The sequence below is a fragment of the Enterococcus sp. 22-H-5-01 genome, assembly GCF_050310005.1.
GTDB lineage: Bacteria > Bacillota > Bacilli > Lactobacillales > Enterococcaceae > Enterococcus_A > Enterococcus_A hailinensis.
In genome coordinates, this window is the sequence record NZ_CP189993.1 from 337696 (window position 1) to 355019 (window position 17324).

General features: G+C 36.4%; 19 protein-coding genes and 1 riboswitch. Of the genes, 17 read left to right on the forward strand and 2 right to left on the reverse strand.

Going from position 1 to position 17324, the window contains the following annotated elements; all coding sequences use genetic code 11:
* Positions 1-134: 134 nt before the first annotated feature.
* The 8 genes from rpsP to mmuM all read left to right on the forward strand — a co-directional run bounded on the left by rpsP (position 135) and on the right by mmuM (position 6002).
* Positions 135-410 (forward strand): 30S ribosomal protein S16, encoded by a 276-nt coding sequence (gene rpsP / locus ACQKTA_RS01710; RefSeq protein ID WP_071857144.1) that lies wholly within the window; start codon positions 135-137, stop codon positions 408-410.
* Positions 411-421: 11 nt separating this feature from the next.
* Positions 422-667 (forward strand): KH domain-containing protein, encoded by a 246-nt coding sequence (locus ACQKTA_RS01715; protein WP_071857143.1) that lies wholly within the window; start codon positions 422-424, stop codon positions 665-667.
* Positions 668-746: 79 nt separating this feature from the next.
* On the forward strand, positions 747-1592 hold the full coding sequence (locus ACQKTA_RS01720) for a membrane lipoprotein lipid attachment site-containing protein (RefSeq protein ID WP_427813946.1): 846 nt from the start codon (positions 747-749) through the stop codon (positions 1590-1592).
* Between the two features lie 28 nt (positions 1593-1620).
* Positions 1621-2145, forward strand: coding sequence for a ribosome maturation factor RimM (rimM, locus tag ACQKTA_RS01725; protein ID WP_332581084.1), 525 nt, complete (start codon positions 1621-1623; stop codon positions 2143-2145).
* Positions 2135-2869: a tRNA (guanosine(37)-N1)-methyltransferase TrmD gene (gene trmD / locus ACQKTA_RS01730; protein ID WP_427813947.1), complete on the forward strand. Its 735-nt coding sequence runs from the start codon at positions 2135-2137 to the stop codon at positions 2867-2869. Before rimM ends, trmD begins: the two co-directional genes overlap by 11 nt.
* Before the next feature lie 139 nt (positions 2870-3008).
* Positions 3009-3356 (forward strand): 50S ribosomal protein L19, encoded by a 348-nt coding sequence (rplS, locus tag ACQKTA_RS01735; protein ID WP_071857139.1) that lies wholly within the window; start codon positions 3009-3011, stop codon positions 3354-3356.
* A gap of 344 nt (positions 3357-3700) precedes the next feature.
* Entirely contained in the window at positions 3701-5098 is a 1398-nt protein-coding gene (locus tag ACQKTA_RS01740; protein WP_427813948.1) for an amino acid permease, read from the forward strand.
* Complete coding sequence (gene mmuM, locus ACQKTA_RS01745) at positions 5091-6002, forward strand: homocysteine S-methyltransferase (protein WP_427813949.1); 912 nt, start codon at positions 5091-5093, stop codon at positions 6000-6002. The genes ACQKTA_RS01740 and mmuM overlap by 8 nt, the downstream gene beginning before the upstream one ends.
* Before the next feature lie 100 nt (positions 6003-6102).
* Here mmuM and ACQKTA_RS01750 read toward each other — a convergent pair whose 3' ends face one another.
* Positions 6103-7002, reverse strand: a complete 900-nt coding sequence (locus ACQKTA_RS01750) for a LysR family transcriptional regulator (RefSeq protein ID WP_427813950.1) — start codon at positions 7000-7002, stop codon at positions 6103-6105.
* Positions 7003-7157: 155 nt separating this feature from the next.
* Here ACQKTA_RS01750 and ACQKTA_RS01755 point away from each other — a divergent pair, with 155 nt between their 5' ends.
* The 4 genes from ACQKTA_RS01755 to ACQKTA_RS01770 all read left to right on the forward strand — a co-directional run bounded on the left by ACQKTA_RS01755 (position 7158) and on the right by ACQKTA_RS01770 (position 11874).
* Complete coding sequence (locus tag ACQKTA_RS01755; RefSeq protein ID WP_427813951.1) at positions 7158-8888, forward strand: CocE/NonD family hydrolase; 1731 nt, start codon at positions 7158-7160, stop codon at positions 8886-8888.
* A gap of 150 nt (positions 8889-9038) precedes the next feature.
* A complete protein-coding gene (locus ACQKTA_RS01760; protein ID WP_427813952.1) occupies positions 9039-10430 on the forward strand; it encodes a gluconokinase in 1392 nt (463 codons plus the stop codon).
* Between the two features lie 89 nt (positions 10431-10519).
* On the forward strand, positions 10520-11365 hold the full coding sequence (locus tag ACQKTA_RS01765; protein WP_427813953.1) for a sialate O-acetylesterase: 846 nt from the start codon (positions 10520-10522) through the stop codon (positions 11363-11365).
* Positions 11362-11874 (forward strand): PadR family transcriptional regulator, encoded by a 513-nt coding sequence (locus ACQKTA_RS01770; RefSeq protein WP_332581048.1) that lies wholly within the window; start codon positions 11362-11364, stop codon positions 11872-11874. The genes ACQKTA_RS01765 and ACQKTA_RS01770 overlap by 4 nt, the downstream gene beginning before the upstream one ends.
* Before the next feature lie 43 nt (positions 11875-11917).
* On the opposite strand, the gene ACQKTA_RS01775 is transcribed toward ACQKTA_RS01770, so the two are convergent.
* Positions 11918-12619, reverse strand: a complete 702-nt coding sequence (locus tag ACQKTA_RS01775) for an SDR family NAD(P)-dependent oxidoreductase (protein ID WP_427813954.1) — start codon at positions 12617-12619, stop codon at positions 11918-11920.
* A gap of 143 nt (positions 12620-12762) precedes the next feature.
* Here ACQKTA_RS01775 and ACQKTA_RS01780 point away from each other — a divergent pair, with 143 nt between their 5' ends.
* The 5 genes from ACQKTA_RS01780 to grdB all read left to right on the forward strand — a co-directional run bounded on the left by ACQKTA_RS01780 (position 12763) and on the right by grdB (position 17248).
* Positions 12763-13173: a MarR family winged helix-turn-helix transcriptional regulator gene (locus ACQKTA_RS01780; RefSeq protein WP_427813955.1), complete on the forward strand. Its 411-nt coding sequence runs from the start codon at positions 12763-12765 to the stop codon at positions 13171-13173.
* Between the two features lie 262 nt (positions 13174-13435).
* A riboswitch (glycine riboswitch) is annotated at positions 13436-13538 on the forward strand.
* Positions 13539-13715: 177 nt separating this feature from the next.
* Positions 13716-14102, forward strand: a complete 387-nt coding sequence (locus tag ACQKTA_RS01785) for a GrdX family protein (protein WP_427813956.1) — start codon at positions 13716-13718, stop codon at positions 14100-14102.
* A gap of 41 nt (positions 14103-14143) precedes the next feature.
* Positions 14144-15430 carry a glycine/sarcosine/betaine reductase component B subunit gene (locus ACQKTA_RS01790; RefSeq protein ID WP_427813957.1) on the forward strand — a complete coding sequence of 429 codons (1287 nt, stop codon included), beginning with the start codon at positions 14144-14146 and terminating at the stop codon, positions 15428-15430.
* A 25-nt stretch (positions 15431-15455) separates the two neighbouring features.
* Positions 15456-15929: a glycine/sarcosine/betaine reductase complex selenoprotein A gene (gene grdA / locus ACQKTA_RS01795; RefSeq protein ID WP_427813958.1), complete on the forward strand. Its 474-nt coding sequence runs from the start codon at positions 15456-15458 to the stop codon at positions 15927-15929.
* Between the two features lie 17 nt (positions 15930-15946).
* Positions 15947-17248, forward strand: coding sequence for a glycine reductase complex selenoprotein B (grdB, locus tag ACQKTA_RS01800; protein ID WP_427813959.1), 1302 nt, complete (start codon positions 15947-15949; stop codon positions 17246-17248).
* Positions 17249-17324 lie beyond the last annotated feature (76 nt).

The following is a 17324-nucleotide window of genomic DNA, read 5'->3' on the forward strand; positions in this document are numbered from 1 at the left end:
CAAAAAATAAGTAAAAATTGCAAAAGATATGCCTTTAGAAAAAAATCACCCTGTAAAGAAAAAACTCTTTACAGGTGCAAATAATAATGCTATTATACTTCTTGTGATTAATTATATGGAGGTGTAGTTATATAATGGCAGTTAAAATTCGCTTGAAACGTATGGGTTCTAAGAAAAAACCTTTCTACCGTATCGTTGTTGCTGATTCTCGTTCTCCTCGTGATGGACGTTTTATCGAAACTGTGGGTACTTACAATCCTTTGAAAAACCCAGCAGAAGTCGTATTAAAAGAAGAAAATGTTTTAAACTGGTTAGGCAAAGGTGCGCAACCTTCTGATACAGTTCGTAACATTCTTTCTAAAGAAGGCATCATGCAAAAACACCACGAAGCTAAATTCGCTAAGAAATAAGGTGATCAATTATGCAAGATTTAAATAACCTTGTGTTGACCATTGTTCACCCGTTGGTGACAAAGCCTGAAGAAGTGAAGTTAGAGATCGAAGAATCGAATGATTTCTTAGAGTACAACTTAACTGTTGCACCCGAAGATATCGGTAGAATCATCGGAAAACAAGGCCGAGTAGCAAAAGCGATCCGCACGATCGTGTACAGTGTTCGGACAAATGGACCGAAGAAAGTTCGTCTTAACATCGTGGATGGTAAATAAAGTTGGAACACTCGAGTCAGTTTGATTCGAGTGTTTTTTCATTGAAAATGCGTTAGACTATAGGTGGAGGTGTTCCACCATGAAAAAATATGTACTATTGTTCAGTGCGTTGTTTGTTTTATCTGCATGCCAGTTGGGAAATAATGATTCAAAAGATAGCACCACTAAAGAAACCGCAAGTGCAACCGTTAAGACCAGTAGTTCTCAAGTGAGCTCAGAAAAAAATACTTCAAGTAGTAGTTCAAGTACAAATTCGTCGACCACTTCAAGTTCAAAAACAGCTAATAGCAGTTCTGCTACCGATTCTACTCACAGCGACCATTCGTTATCTGCAAATGAGGAACTGAAGGCAAATTATCCAAATGATCAATTTCCAGATCCTGCAACTATCAGTAGCGGGAAGCAAATCGGCATTACTGCTTCTGAAGAACAAGGGATTTTAAAAGTAAACTATTATATAGTAGATAAAGAAACACCTTTTAATGATGCTTCATTAAATAATCAAACGCCGATAGCTCAATATCAACGACAAACTTATGCTTCAAATGCAGAAGCGCAGAGTGCTGTTGGCCAAAACTATGATCCCAATGGACAACAAGTCGATTTAGGTCATAATATTACAGGTTATCAAAATTCTGGAGCCGGATCAACGTACTTAACGTGGAAAGAGGGCAACTGGAGTATCGGTGTTCAAGCAAATAATTTAGAACAAGAGAATCCAGTACCTTTTGCTAAACAAGTAGTTGAATATTTAGAGGGAGCCTTTTTACCCGTTCCTCAAACGGTTGGCCAAATTTCTTTACGAGTGTCAGCGAGTGATTATCAATCAAATCGAATTGCATGGCAAAATAACCAAGCCGTCTACACTATCATGAACTCAGATGGTATGAACGGATTAAAAATGGCTGTTTCAATGGCTCAATAAATACTGTAAGTAAGAAAGAGGAAAGTCTGTGACTAATTATTACAAAGTTGGAAAAATCGTCAACACACATGGTATTCGTGGAGAAGTCCGTGTAATTTCTACAACCGATTTTACAGAAGATCGTTATCAAGTAGGAGAACAGTTATATTTGTTTCGTGACAATCAAGATGTTTTACCTTTAACGATTACTAGTTACCGTAGACATAAAAATTTTGATTTGCTAAGCTTTGAAGGCTACGGCAATATCAATTTAGTTGAACCGTTCCGTGAGGGTATTTTAAAAATTTCTGAAAAACAACTAGGTGATCTTGATGAACATGAGTACTACTATCATGAAATCATTGGTCTGACAGTTGTTGATGAGGAAGATAAAGAAATCGGTAAAATAACTGAGATTTTATCACCAGGTGCGAATGATGTTTGGGTCGTGAAACGTAAAGGTGAAAAAGATGCATTGATTCCATATATTGAATCAGTGGTAAAAGATATCGATCTGACTGAAGGAGTCGTTCACGTTGAGATTCCGGAAGGATTGTTAGACGATGCGAATTGATGTATTGACTCTTTTTCCAAAAATGGTCGAAGGTCCATTAAATGAATCAATTATTGGAAAAGCGATCGAAAAAGAATTGTTAGAGATTAATGTACATGATTTTCGCCAGTATTCTGACAATAAACATAAACAAGTAGACGATTATCCTTATGGCGGCGGTGCGGGCATGCTGTTAAAAGTCCAACCTATCTACGATAATTTGAAAGCTATCGAGGCTGCAACGGATAATCAAAAGAAGCGTGTGATTTTGCTAGACCCTGCCGGCAAACCTTTTAATCAAAAAATGGCGGAAGAATTCTCCCAAGAAGAACAACTCGTTTTTATCTGTGGTCATTATGAAGGGTACGATGAACGTATTCGTACTTTAGTGACAGATGAAGTCTCACTAGGCGATTATGTGTTGACTGGCGGGGAGTTAGGAGCGATGGTCATGATCGACGCAACGGTTCGCTTGTTACCTGATGTATTAGGCAACCAAACTTCTGCTCAAACTGATTCACATTCTACAGGATTATTAGAACATCCGCAGTACACTCGCCCGGCTGAATTTGAAGGTATGGGAGTACCAGAAGTTTTAATGAATGGGAATCATCGCTTGATTGAAGAATGGCAGCTAAAAGAGTCTTTACGCCGTACGTACCAACGTCGACCAGATATGTTAGAAAAATTAGAACTGACGACAGAAATGGAAAAGTTGTTAGCTGAAATAAAAAAAGAAGCTTAGCATAGAGATGACAAGAAATTTATCTTTACAGATAGATTTTAGTCTGATAGAATGTGTTGGTGAGTGCAAACTCATCTATTACGATAATCCGCTAGGGTGACGCATCCTAAGATTGTTTGGAAATTAGGAGAATGATAAAATGAATCCATTAATCGAAGCTTTAACACAAGAACAATTACGTTCTGACATCCCAGCATTCCGTCCTGGGGACACTGTTCGTGTTCACGCGAAAGTTGTCGAAGGAACTCGCGAACGTATCCAGTTATTCGAAGGTGTTGTAATCAAACGCCGTGGAGCTGGTATCAGCGAAACTTATACAGTACGTAAAATCTCTAATGGTGTTGGTGTGGAACGTACATATCCACTACACACTCCACGTGTTGCTAAAATTGAAGTAGTTCGTTACGGTAAAGTACGTCGTGCGAAACTTTACTACTTACGTGCATTACACGGAAAAGCAGCTCGTATCAAAGAAATCCGTCGTTAATCTATTGTCAGATAGCGCAAAGCCCTTGGATTTTCCAAGGGCTTTTTTCTTTTTTATAAATAAATAAAAATGTTTTTTTATGAAAATTTCACTTGACTTTCTTTTTTTTAAGGTAAATAATTAGAAAAAATTAATTTTTTTAAAATTTACCTATCATATTAACTGTTGTATAAAAAATAATAAGATGAATAAATGAAAAGATCGTTTTAATTTATAAATTAAGCCATTTTTTAGTTTTTCCTTTTTCACATAAAAGACTTCGAGGTAATACACTGTATTTCCGTTCAAAAAGTATCTTAACAAATCAATTAGTTAACTGTTTTAGGAAAAATGGAGGAAATCAGATGAATGAGTCTTTCGTTCGTGAAATGAGTGCAAAACATTTAATTATGTTGTCACTAGGAGGAGTTATCGGAACAGGAATATTTTTAAGTACAGGATATTTGATACAGACAGCTGGAGCAGTAGGAACGATCATCGCTTATGCCGTGGGTGCTGTATTAGTTAGTTTAGTTATGTTGTGTCTGGGTGAATTATCTGTTCATGAACCAAATACTAGTTCCTTTCATACTTATGCGACTAAGTATATTAATCCAGGTGCTGGTTTTTTAATTGCTTGGCTATACTGGCTGACTTGGACAGTTTCTTTAGGTTCTCAATTTATTACGATCGGGATTTTGATGAAGCGCTGGTTCCCTGATGTTGCTATTTGGGTCTGGTGTTTAATTTTTGTAATGATCATTCTCCTTTCTAATATTATTGATATTCGTTGGTTTTCGGTTAGTGAATTTTGGATGTCCTTTATCAAAGTAATTGCTTTAGCTATTTTTTTGATTTTAGGAGTAGCCGGAATCTTTGGTATTTTGCCGATTTCTAATACGAATCCCGCGCCATTTTTTAAGGAATTTACAGCGAATGGAGTTTTTCCCTCGGGAGTTGGAGCAGTTTTCTTAGCCATCTTATCTGCTAACTTTGCATTTTCTGGAACGGAATTGATTGGTGTAGCCGCTGGAGAAACCGATAATCCGAAAAAAAATATTCCGAAAGCAATTATTCGTACAATTATCATATTGGTTGTTTTATTCATTGGAACAATAATAGTAATTGGAGCACTATTGCCTCAATCATCTGCTGCATTAAATGAAAGTCCATTCACCCATATTCTTTCTAGCTTGGGGATTCCATATGCGGCAGACATCATGAATTTTATCCTTATTTCTGCGATTTTATCGGGTGCCAATTCCGGAGTTTATGGTGCATCAAGAATGCTTTGGTCTATGTCAAATGCAGGTACTCTGCCAAAAATATTTTCTAAATTAAGTAAAAGAGGACTGCCTATCTACGGCTTATTCTTAACAATTTTAGGCGGTTTTTTATCATTATTCTCAAGTTTTTATGCGGCGGATACAGTTTATCTTGCTTTAGTTTCTATTTCCGGTTTTGCTGTTGTGGCAGTTTGGCTAAGTATTGGTTGGTCACAATTGAACTTTCGAAAACAATATATAAAAAATGGTGGGAAAGTAGCAGATCTTTCGTACAAAACACCTTGGTACCCAATAGTCCCATGGTTGGTGATTATTTTATGCCTGATTTCTATGGTAGGTATCGCTTTTGATCCTAGCCAGCGAATAGGTTTAATTATAGGTGTGATTTTTTGTGGTGTTTGTTATGGAACACATGAACTTTTTCTAAAGAAAAAGTTTAACTATTCTGAAGATGAAAGAAGCGATATACATGTTTAAAGAATGGGCGCGCGAACAAGAAGTTATTTTAATTGATGGTTCAATGTCTCAAGGGTTAATGGAAAGAGATGCAAATTTAAATCATCGTCTTTGGACTGCAAAGGCATTGATTGATTCTCCAGAAAAAATTCAATCCGTTCATCAATCATATTTTGATGCAGGCGCAAACATTGCGATCACAGCTAGTTATCAAGCAAGTTACAAAGGTTTCGAAGAATTGAATTATTCTGAACAAGAGGCAACTGACTTTTTACGATCATCGGTTTTACTTGCGCAAGAGGCTAAAAAAGCTTCATCTGGATCTCAAGAAAAATGGATCGCCGGATCAATTGGTCCATATGGGGCCTATTTAGCAGATGGCTCCGAATATCGTGGGAATTATGCAATCAGTAAGGATGAATTGATTAAATTCCATAAGAAACGGATTCAAGTTTTAGTGGAAGCAGGAGTAGATCTATTAGCGATTGAAACTATGCCTGATATAGAAGAGATAAAAGTTCTTTTAGAGTTGTTAAAAGAATTTCCTAAAACGATTGCTTGGGTCAGCTGTACGTTAAGTGATAGTCAGCATATTAGTGACGGGACACTTCTCTTAGATGTCCAATCATTGTTAGAAAAAAATCCGCAAATTATTGCTTATGGAATCAATTGTGTTGCCCCCGAATTAGTAACGCCAACAATAAATATATTGAAACCGGCAGCAACAAAAGAATTGGTTGTTTACCCTAATTCAGGTGAACATTATGATCCAGAAACAAAAACCTGGAGTCATGAACATACTGACAATTCGGTTTTTACTACACAAGCAAGAGAATGGGCTGAATTGGGTTGTACGTGGATTGGTGGTTGCTGCTGTACCACAGAAAAAGATATCTTAGCACTCAACAAGAATTTTCAGAAATAGCAGAAAATATTTTACTTCAAATTTTTAACAAAAAACCTTCTACTTTTAATAAAGTAGAAGGTTTTTTGTTTATTTATAGATGTAAATTATTTCACGCTAGTTATAATTCATTTCCTTTAAGAAATTCAATAAACTGTTTTGATAAAAAAGATAAATTTTTTTCGGATTTGTAGATTAGAACAATTTCTCGAGAAGGTGGTTTCTGTTCGGTTTCTATTTGAAAGAATTCTCCTGATTGGAGCTCATTTTCCACATACATATCAGGAAGGATTCCGATAGCTAAGTTACTTTTAACTAGTTGGAAAACAGTACTGAATGCTCGGACGCTAAAATGAGGTACCAAGGGGCTTCCTTGTTCTTGGAACCAGCGTTCTGTATTACTGAAAGCACTTGTTCCTTTTTCGACTGTTGCTAGAGGCTGATCGAGTAATTCAGTGATAGAAATGGTGTTATTAGCAAAAGATTTACGAAAGGCTTCGCCAGCGACAATGATGTCATGAAATTGTTTAATTGGTGTAACGACTAGTCCTGATGCATCAAGAATGGGTGAACCTGTCAAAGCAAAATCCGCTTTGTCATGACGCAGCAAATCAATTGATTCAGGAGTTGAACTACCAGTAATATGAAGGTCTATATTTGGATATTTGTTGATAAATTTTTCTATAACTGGCAGTAATACAAATTGTAATGCTGTTTCTGTGACCGCAATATCCAAAGTACCAGTTTGGAAACTAAGGAGTCTCTGTAATTCTTGTTCGCCACGAACCAGTTCTTCAAATGCTAAAGTGACATGTTGATATAATGTCTCGCCTTCTTTTGTCAGCGTCATACCTTTTGCTGTTCGGATAAACAGTTGACAATCTAAGCTTTCTTCCAATAAATGTATGGATCGAGTAAGTGTTGGTTGGCCTAAAAAAAGAGCATTCGCTGCGCGGGTAATACTTCCTAATTGAGCAACGTAGTAAAAAGCACGATAATATTCTAAATTAAAATCTAACATAAGCACTCCTTGATATCATTTATATTGATATAACTAATCAGTATTATTGATTTTCATTATATAACTTTGTTTGTTAGTATAACAATGTAAGTGATCAATATAAAAATATTTCTATATATAAATAATGAATGGTCAATAAAAAGGAGCTATCCCTTATGCTTGAAAAATTAAAAAAATTTGAAATGAATCCTATGTTCGCTGCATCGTCAGCAGCTAGACAGACAGATATGCCTGATCCAGTTTGCGACGTTGGAGGATATTTTATTGAAGATGTCGAATTGCGTGATGGGGCTAAATTAAAAACAAAAGTTATCGTACCTGACAAAGGTGAAAATTGGCCATGTCTATATACGAGAACGCCTTATCCTTTATTTTGGGAAATGGAACCAACCGTTATGCTGCCTTTTGTCAAACAAGGATATGTGGTAGTAATCCAAGCCTGTCGTGGTACGAATGGATCTGAAGGAACATATGAACCTTTCCAAAATGAACGTAATGATGGAATCGATGCAATCAATTGGCTGGTAAAACAAAATTGGCATAATAAAAAAATTGCTACTTACGGTGGTTCGTATATGTCGTATACACAGTGGATCATAGCAGATAAAATGCCGGCAGAAGTAATTACTTCCTATCTTGATTGTTTTGGTATCAATCGTTATTCTCAAATGTATATGAATGGGATGTTCAGACATGACATGTATACATCATGGGCTGTCCAAAATGGTGGTGTAAAGGCAGATAATGAAGCTCAAATTTATGATCAGGCATTAACGATCCGTCCGCACAATACATTTGATGAAAAATTATTAGGTCAAAAATTACCATTTTATCAAAAGCCTATCGCGACGATTGAACGGAATGATCCATATTGGCAAGATAGCTTTTGGCAGACATTATTAGAAATGCCTGCTAAAATCGATCGTCCGGTTTTTATTGGTGAAGGTTGGTTCGATCATAATGTTGAAGGTGTTATGACAGCAATCAAAGGATTAAGACCAGAAATTCGAAAAAAAAGTAAAATTTTGATCGGCCCTTGGGATCATGTAGGAAACTTTCCGGGCGACAGAACCTATCCGAATGGTAAAAAACATGGAGAAGCACATGTGAAATCGATGGTTGAATGGTTTGATCGGATGCTTCGTGGAAAAGGGTTGGATAAGCCTTTGAAATCTGAAATTTATGCTATCGGTGAAGGAAAATGGCATGAAATCGATTCTTGGCCGCCAAAAACTAATACGATGGCGTTCTATCCTGCTAAAGCCGGAAATTTGTGTCCAACAGCTGGGGATAATGAATCAGCGAGTTATCTTTATGATCCAAAGGATCCTGTGACAACAGTTGGTGGAAATGCTTTGTTAGCATGGATGGGAAAACTCGGCCATACACCTCATGGTCCGCGTTTTCAACCTACATATGAGGATAGAAACGATGTTTTAGTCTTTAAATCAGAACCGCTGGACACGCCGTCAACGATCATGGGATCGATTGATATCAAATTGAGTGTTAAAACTACAGCACCAGATACTTCGTTTATGGTAAAAGTCAGCGAAGAATTTTCAGACGGTCGAACACTTAATATTGTTGATGGAGCAACGAGTATTTTATTACGAAATGAATCAGATCATCTATTGGACTATACACCTAATGAAAAAATTATGTTAGATATCCGATTGTGGGATACTGCGTGGAATTTACAAGCGGGTTCCAGACTACGCTTCGACATTACTTCTTCTAATTTTCCGATGTATCATGTCCATCCTAATAAAAAAGGAGTATGGTCAGAAATCGAAAGCGTAGATACCGCGACTCAAACCATTTTCTTCGGGGCTGAGGAAACAATGATATCTCTGCCTATTTATGATAGCCAAGAAACAGTAGGATAAGTTTGACTCCAATACTATAAAATTTTGGTCAGTAGTTAGAAATCAATCGAGTTGCAAAACGTTATCCGAATAAAAATCTAGATCTATATTGATTCTAAAGTTTTGTGCTAAAATAAATAAAACTATTTAGCATGAAAAGGATGAAAGCTTTTGTCAGTTTTTTTAGGAATCGATATCGGAACAACAGCAATCAAAATCGGAGTGATTCAAGATAATCAGGTACTATATGCTAGTGAAAGTATGTTGCAGACATATGGAGATGCTGTCGTAAAATATCAAAAGGGACACGAATTGTTAATGACCTTAAAAGAAGCTATTTTAACTATTCCTATAATATTTCGTCAGCAAATCGAAACCATTGCTTTTAGTACGGCTATGCATAGTTTGATGCCTGATAATGAGTACCAGCAAATTTTTTTGTGGTCAGACTTTCAAGCAGCAGAGGCAATAGAAGCATTCAAAAAAACAGATCAAGCAAAACAATTTTATACAATTTCTGGTACACCAATTCATGCGATGTCGCCATTTGCTAAAATATTAGCACTTCGCAATGGTTATCCAGAAAATATCCATTGGTATGGCATTAAAGAATTAGTTTTGCGTTACTTTACTGGAAAAGCGCTGATCGATTATTCTACCGCCTCTGCTACTGGATTATTTGATATCCATAAAAAACGATGGAGTAATGAAATTCTAGCGTATTTAAAAATTGAAGAAACCCAATTAGGTGAGCTGGCTGATCCTACTCAACTGTTCGAAATCTTACCAGAAATTTGTCAGGTATTTGATTTTAAATCGTCAGTTAAAGTAATGGCAGGTGCAAGTGACGGTGTATTGGCTGCCTATGCTAGTTTTTATCGCACAGGAAGAAGTGCAAGCCTGACGATTGGTACGAGTGCGGCGGTTCGTCAAGTAGTATCTGATGTTAGATTAAATTACGGAAAACAAAATTTTTGTTATTATTTAAATGAACACTATTATGTTTGTGGTGCGCCATCAAACAATGGCGGTTGTGTCTTGAATTGGGCAGCGGAGCAGTTTGAACGTGAGTCACTCGATTTTTTTGTTAGTTTGCCCGATATTCTAGCGCAGACTGAAGTAGGAGCTAAGAACCTTCGTTTCTGGCCTTTTTTAAATGGTGAACGCGCGCCTTATTGGTCTAATGATATTACAGGTGGATTTCAAGAGTTAACGTTACAGCATCGGAAAAATGATATGATTCGCAGTATAATAGAAGGTTTATTGTTAAACATAGCTCGTTTAGTTGAATTAGTAGCACCAAACGAGGAATTATCGATTAGCGGTGGTTTTTTTCAAACAGCTGTATTGGGAGAATTAGCATCTGATATTTTCGGAACTACTTGTTACTATGCAGTGGAAAATGAGCCGATTTTCGGATTATATTATCTTTTAGAACAACCGAAATTACCGAGAGAAAATGCAAAACAAATTTTCAGCGTAAATCGTGCGAATCATGATAAATATCAAGAAATCAGCAAAAAATATTTTTATGAAATCGATCAGTTACTAGCCCAAAAATAAAATTCTTCTTTTTAGAAGAATTTTTTTATTTGACAATATAGTCTAACTAGACTATATTGTGTCAAGCAAAGTAATTGAGGAGTGAAAATATGAAATCTATTTTATTGATTGGTCAATCCAATATGGCCGGACGTGGTTTTTTAAAGGATGTACCAACTATTTATAATGAAAATATTGAAATGTTACGCAATGGTCGCTGGCAAATGATGGCAGAACCAATCCATTTTGATCGGGAAGTAGCCGGAGTAGGACCAGCGTCTTCTTTTGCAGCCGCTTGGTCAAACGAACATCCTAAAGAAAAAATTGGTTTGATCCCTTGTGCAGAAGGGGGCAGCTCGATTGCGGAATGGGCTGATGACCAAATCTTGACTCGTCACGCCTTATCAGAAGCAAAATTTGCGATGGAAACTAGCGAATTGATCGGGATTTTATGGCATCAAGGTGAAAATGATAGTTTAAATGGTTTGCACGAAGTTTATGCAGAAAAATTAGCAGCTGTTTTTGCTCATTTTAGAAGTGAGTTAGACTTGCCCGATTTACCGATTATTGTAGGAGAACTTCCTGAATTTTTAGGGAAAAGCGGATTTGGCTTAAGTGCAACGGAGTATCAAGAAATTAATTCTGAAATAAAAAAAGTAGTCGCAGAGGATGAAAATTGTTACCTTGTGAGTGCTGAAGGTTTGACTTCCAACCCTGACGGTATTCATATCGATGCAGTATCACAACGTAGATTCGGAATACGCTATTATGAAGCTTTCAGCAAAAAAATAGACGTACTTCAAGCTTTAGAAAATGAAGAAAAACAGTTATCCCAAATATATGCCCGCCAACAAACAAAGAATGAAAAAATTTATCGTTTAAGTCGCGGTTTTGCATTAGGCGAATTAGACTTTCAGACCTTTATGACTAAATTTGGCGAGATATCAAGCGAATGATTCCATTATTGATTTTAGGTCTGCTAAAAGAAAAACCGGCGTCTTATGGCTATGAGTTATTGGCATATATGGAAGCTAGCTATTTTCAATATTTTGTCCGTTTTACTAAAGGATCTTTTTATTACAATTTACAGCAATTAGAAGAAAAAGGCTTGTTAGAGCGAGTCTCAAGCGAAACCGCGGAAAAAGAAAAAAATCGTTATGTGATTACTAAAAAAGGAGAGCAGGAATTTGAGCACCTTTTTTTGAAATATGGTCATAAAAACGATGTGATCACTTTCTCTTTTTATACGCCAATGCTTTTTGCAGAGGAAACTAGTTCGGATAATATGATTGGCTTATTAGAAGCGCAGATTGAACAAACAAAAGAAAAAATTGGTTTAATCGAGGAATCGTTGAAGAATCCGGGTAATTTACGAAAGCCGTTTATTCAAATGATGGAAAATTCAAAACGCCATCATCAAGTAAATCTACAATGGTTTCAAGAGCAATTGTCAGAATATCACTAAAAAGACTAGAGAAATCAACTGATTTCTCTAGTCTTTTATTCGTCTACCAAGGGATAATACCATCGCGATTGAAGAAGCAACCAGTTGGACCAGTTGGATCAATTGTTGCTAATTTTACGATAGCATCAGAGCCTTCTTCGAGTGTTTGGATGCCGTTGCTAAAGTTTTCACCTGTATTTGTCGGACCGGGATCAACGGCATTGACTTTGATATTTGGCAATCCTTTTGCATATTGAACTGTCAGCATCGAGACAGCAGCTTTAGAAGAACTATAAGCTAATGAATTAACTTTTGATTCAATTTTATCAGGATTTTGAACTTGTCCAAACGAACCTAAACCACTGCTGATATTTACAATAACTGGAAAACTAGATTTTTCCAGAAGTGATAAAAAGTGATGTGTGACAGACACTAAACCGAAAACATTCGTATCAAATACATTTTTCATTGCTGCAGCATCGATTTCTGCAGGTTTACTATAGCCCCCGGGAATCCCTGCATTATTGATTAAAATATCGATCCTTCCTTCTTTTGTTTTGATCGATTCAGCTGCTTTAACGACCGATTCCTCATCAGTTACATCTAAAGCTACATAGGAAGTTCCTATTTCTTCAGCAACTTTTTTAGCTTTCTCCACAGTTCTGGAAGTAATATAAATGGTATAACCCATTTTCTTTAAGCGAACAGCCGTAGTAAGACCTAAACCCGTACTACTTCCAGTAATTAAAACAATTCTTTTATCCATTATTTTACCAACTTTCCGTTTTAAACTTGTATTTACAACTTTAAACGGATGATACGCTTCGTTGATTTATTTGTCAATAAAACAGTTGCAAATAAAAGTTAAACTTGTTCTTTTATGTTATGATAAAAGAAAAGGTGGTTATGATGAAAACAAATCAAGATACATTATCAGAAAATATTTATTTAGTAAATTTAATGCAGCAAGAATTTATTGACACAAGATTAAAAAAACTTGGTCTGACGGCTCATCAAGCACGAGCTCTAAATTATATTGGCTTTAATCCTGGTGTTATTCAAAAAAAATTGGCTAACTATCTTGGGAAACAAGACGCTACGGTTACTAATATTTTAAAAGTTCTAGAAAAAAAAGTTTATATAGAACGTAAGATACCTGAGGATAACGAACGCCAAAAAAATTTATTTTTAACGGAACAAGGCTTAGAGCTGACTCAAGAAATTCGAAAAATATTTGATGATTTAAATCAGCATGTAATCGATGGATTAGCTGAAGATGAGCAAGCGCAATTAAAGAAGTTACTGAAAAAAATTCAATAAATATTGGTTAAACTGATACGCAAATGAGCGGTATCAGTTTTTTTGTTTGAAAACAATAATTGACGTTTATCGGAGAAAATAAAAAAAGATTTTTCATATTGTGTCGATCAAACAATTTATTTATAGTAAAAATTTATTCCTTAGCAATTAATTTTTAATTAGCTAGGTTTTCAATCGCTTAAAAAATCTAAAAAAAGTTGGTTTGTAATCATTTCTTGGAGTTGCTAACATTTAAATCGTAGAAAGCGTTTACGAATATTTTTTTCTGATTGCGGGAGAGTACAAAAATTTGTCACCGAAGGTATAAGTTGTAAAGCTGCTAACTTTATGATGAACATCTCAGGTAAATGGACCGTAATCTTATAAACCTCTGAAGAGCAGTAATGCACCGATGGAGCAAACCTCAAAAAGGTGAATCTCTCAGGTTAGTGACAGGGGCAACGGCAAATGCTGCTGTTGCCCTTTAGTTATGTGTAAAAAATTCTAAATAGGCTTAATGCCTGTTATGTGAAGTAAGTAACAATTGAAAGGGTGACAAAGAAGTGTTCATTATCACAAATAATCCAAAGATAAAAGAAAACATCGGTCAACTAATTGGCATCCATTTTGTCGAAGGTTCTTATGGAGATGTGTTAATGGCAGTAAAAAAATCAGTTGTGGAAAAGCATAGCTCTTTATTGACTCATCCATTGAGTGGCAGTATCAAACCGAATGAAACGTATTATAAAACTATTTTTTTAATAGAGACCAACTCTCAATCTATTCATATCGAGAGTTTAGAATATATTGAATCTGCGATATCTGTCTATGAAAAATTTATCAAAAATAAGCAGCGGCCTAATTGGTCTTTAAGCATACTGCATGATTTTGCTTTTGTAGACTTTTATATCGTACAAAGTAAGTTGAGCAGAATGGGGGTGATGATTTAAGTGTTCAGCGACTTTCAACTAACTAGAACTGAGGTGAATGCATGAAGCTTGAACTTGGAACTATTGAGATTAAAAAAGTTGTTTTGTCCCAAGAAGAGAAAATTGAAACTGGAATATTATTTATTGATCCAATTAAAATTAAAGAATTAGTTTTATCTGATGATCGTTTAAAGAGTTGTGAGATTGAAATCGCTAATCCTGGAGAGAGTATTCGGATTACACCAGTCAAGGATGTGATTGAACCAAGATGTAAAGTTGGTTCGTCTACGGGGGTATTTCCAGGAGACATAAATAAAGTCGATGTTGTCGGTAGTGGACGGACGCATGTTTTAAAAGGTTGTGGAGTGATGACGGTCGGAAAAATCGTTGGTTTTCAAGAGGGAATCGTCGATATGCAAGGTCCGGGCGCTGAACTGACACCTTTTTCTCAATTGATTGAAATTTGCTTAGTCTTAAAACCTCAAGAAGGATTATCGCCACATTTATACGAAGAATCAGCCCGCTTTGCCGGATTAAAAGTGGCAGATTATATTGGGAAATTTGGTAAAAATATCGTTCCTGATACCATTGATATTTTTGAAACCTTACCATTACTAGATCAAATTCAACAATATCCTGAGTTACCCAAAGTGGGTTATGTCTATATGCTGCAAACACAAGGGCTACTTCATGACACGTATGTCTATGGTACAGATGCCAAACATATTGTCCCAACGATTTTATATCCAACTGAAGTGATGAATGGAGCGATCATTAGTGGAAATTGTGTTTCCGCTTGTGATAAAAATACTACTTATCATCATTTAAATAACCCAGTAATTGCTGATTTGTATAAGAAGCATGGGAAAGAGCTGAATTTTTTAGGAGTAATAGTCACAAATGAAACAGTCTATTTACAAGATAAACATCGTTCAAGTGACTTTGTTGCAAAATTAAGCGAGTATTTAGGTTTAGACGGTGTCATTATTTCACAAGAAGGATTTGGAAATCCAGACACTGATTTAATTATGAATTGTAAAAAAGTCGAAGAAAAAGGAATCAAAACAGTTATTGTCACAGATGAATATGCTGGTAGAGATGGTGCTAGTCAGTCGCTAGCAGATGCAGATAAATTAGCAACCGCAGTTGTGACAGGCGGAAATGCAAATGAAACGATCCGATTACCGAAGATGGATCGTTTGATTGGGCAATTAGATTATATCGATGTCATTGCAGGCGGCTTTGATGGCAGCTTGAAAGAAGATGGATCGATTGAAGTTGAAATCCAGGCAATTACCGGTGCAACAAATGAACTTGGTTTTAATAAAATGTCAGCCAAAGGCATTTAACAATAAAAATAGGGAGGAATAACTAATGACTTTAGAATTAAACAATAAAAAAGTCTTAGTGATCGGCGACCGTGATGGTATTCCAGGGCAAGCAATTGAAGCTTGTATCGCAGGAACCGGAGCAGAGGTAATATTCTCATCAACAGAATGTTTCGTCTGAACGGCCGCTGGTGCAATGGACTTAGAAAATCAACGTAGAGTAAAAGAAGCGGCTGATACATTCGGCGCAGAAAATGTCGTTATTCTTATTGGAGCTGCTGAAGGAGAAGCAGCAGGATTAGCTGCAGAAACTGTAACGAATGGTGATCCTACGTTTGCCGGTCCATTAACCAATGAACAGCTAGGTTTAGCTGTATATCACGCTGTAGAGCCAGAGTTTAAAGAAGTTGTTGCTGCAGATGTTTTTGAAGAGCAAATCGGCATGATGGAGATGGTTTTAGATATTGATGACATCATTGAAGAAGTTTCTGAAATGAGGAATCAATACTCCAAATATTAATTGTAAGGGAGTGTCTTATGACTAAATATAGAGTTGTTCACTATATCAATCAATTCTATGCTGGAATTGGTGGTGAAGAAAAAGCAGACATCCGACCATTCTCTGAAGAAAAAGTAGTAGGGCCGGGACTTGCTTTTATGAATTCATTTGGTGAAGAAGCTGAAATCGTCGGTACTGTCGTTTGCGGGGATAGTTTTTTCAATGAAAATTTGGATAGTGCTAAAACAGATGTATTGGAACGAATCAAACAATTCAATCCCGACATTGTAATCGCCGGTCCGGCATTTAATGCTGGACGCTACGGAATTGCTTGTGGGGAAGTTGTTCAGGCAGTCATGTCAGAATTAAAAATTCCGGCTGTCACTGGGATGTATGAAGAAAATCCCGGTGTAGACATGTACAAGAAAGGGGCATATATTGTCCCTACAAGAAACAGTGCAGCAGGAATGCGAAAAGCTGTTCCATTTTTAGCGCATCTAGCATTGAAGCTATTAAAAGGTGAGTGTGTCTCACCAGAAAAAGATAACTATTTCATTCGTTATCGTAAAAATTTCCAAGCGGAAAAACGTGGCTCTGAACGGGCTGTAGATATGTTAGTTAAGAAATTAAAGAAACAAGATTTTATAACAGAATACCCAATGCCAGAGTTTGATAATGTAGCTCCGGCAAAACCTATCTACGATTTATCCAAAGCAAAAATTGCTTTGGTAACTTCCGGAGGTATCGTTCCCAAAGGAAATCCAGATCGAATTGAATCTAGTAGCGCATCAAAATATGGCATGTATCCAATTGAATCGCTAGATACTTTTGCAGCAGCTGCTTATGAAACTGCTCATGGCGGGTATGATCCTGTCTATGCAAATCAAGACCCTAACCGAGTATTGCCCCTAGATATAGTAAGAGAAATGGAACAAACAGGTGTGATCGGAAGCTTGCATGATTTTTTCTATACTACAGTAGGAAATGGTACAGCAGTTGCTAACGCCAAAAAATATGCGGCAGAAATTGCACAAAAATTGGTAGCAGATGGAGTCGATGCAGTGATTTTGACTTCCACCTGAGGAACCTGCACACGTTGCGGTGCAACGATGGTAAAAGAAATTGAAAAAACAGGTTTGACTGTTATTCATATCTGTACAGTCGTTCCAATCTCGCAAACGGTTGGCGCAAATAGAATTGTTCCAGCAATTGCGATTCCTCATCCATTAGGAAATCCTAATCTTAGTTTGAATGAAGAGAAAAAAATCCGCCGTAGCATCGTTGAAAAAGCTTTGAATGCAATGACAGTACCGGTGGACGATCAAACAGTGTTTGAATAGTATTTCTGCCTGAACGAGTTTCGTTCAGGCGAAATTGCTATTTATATCATTGAAGTTCCTACAAAAAAATAAAAAA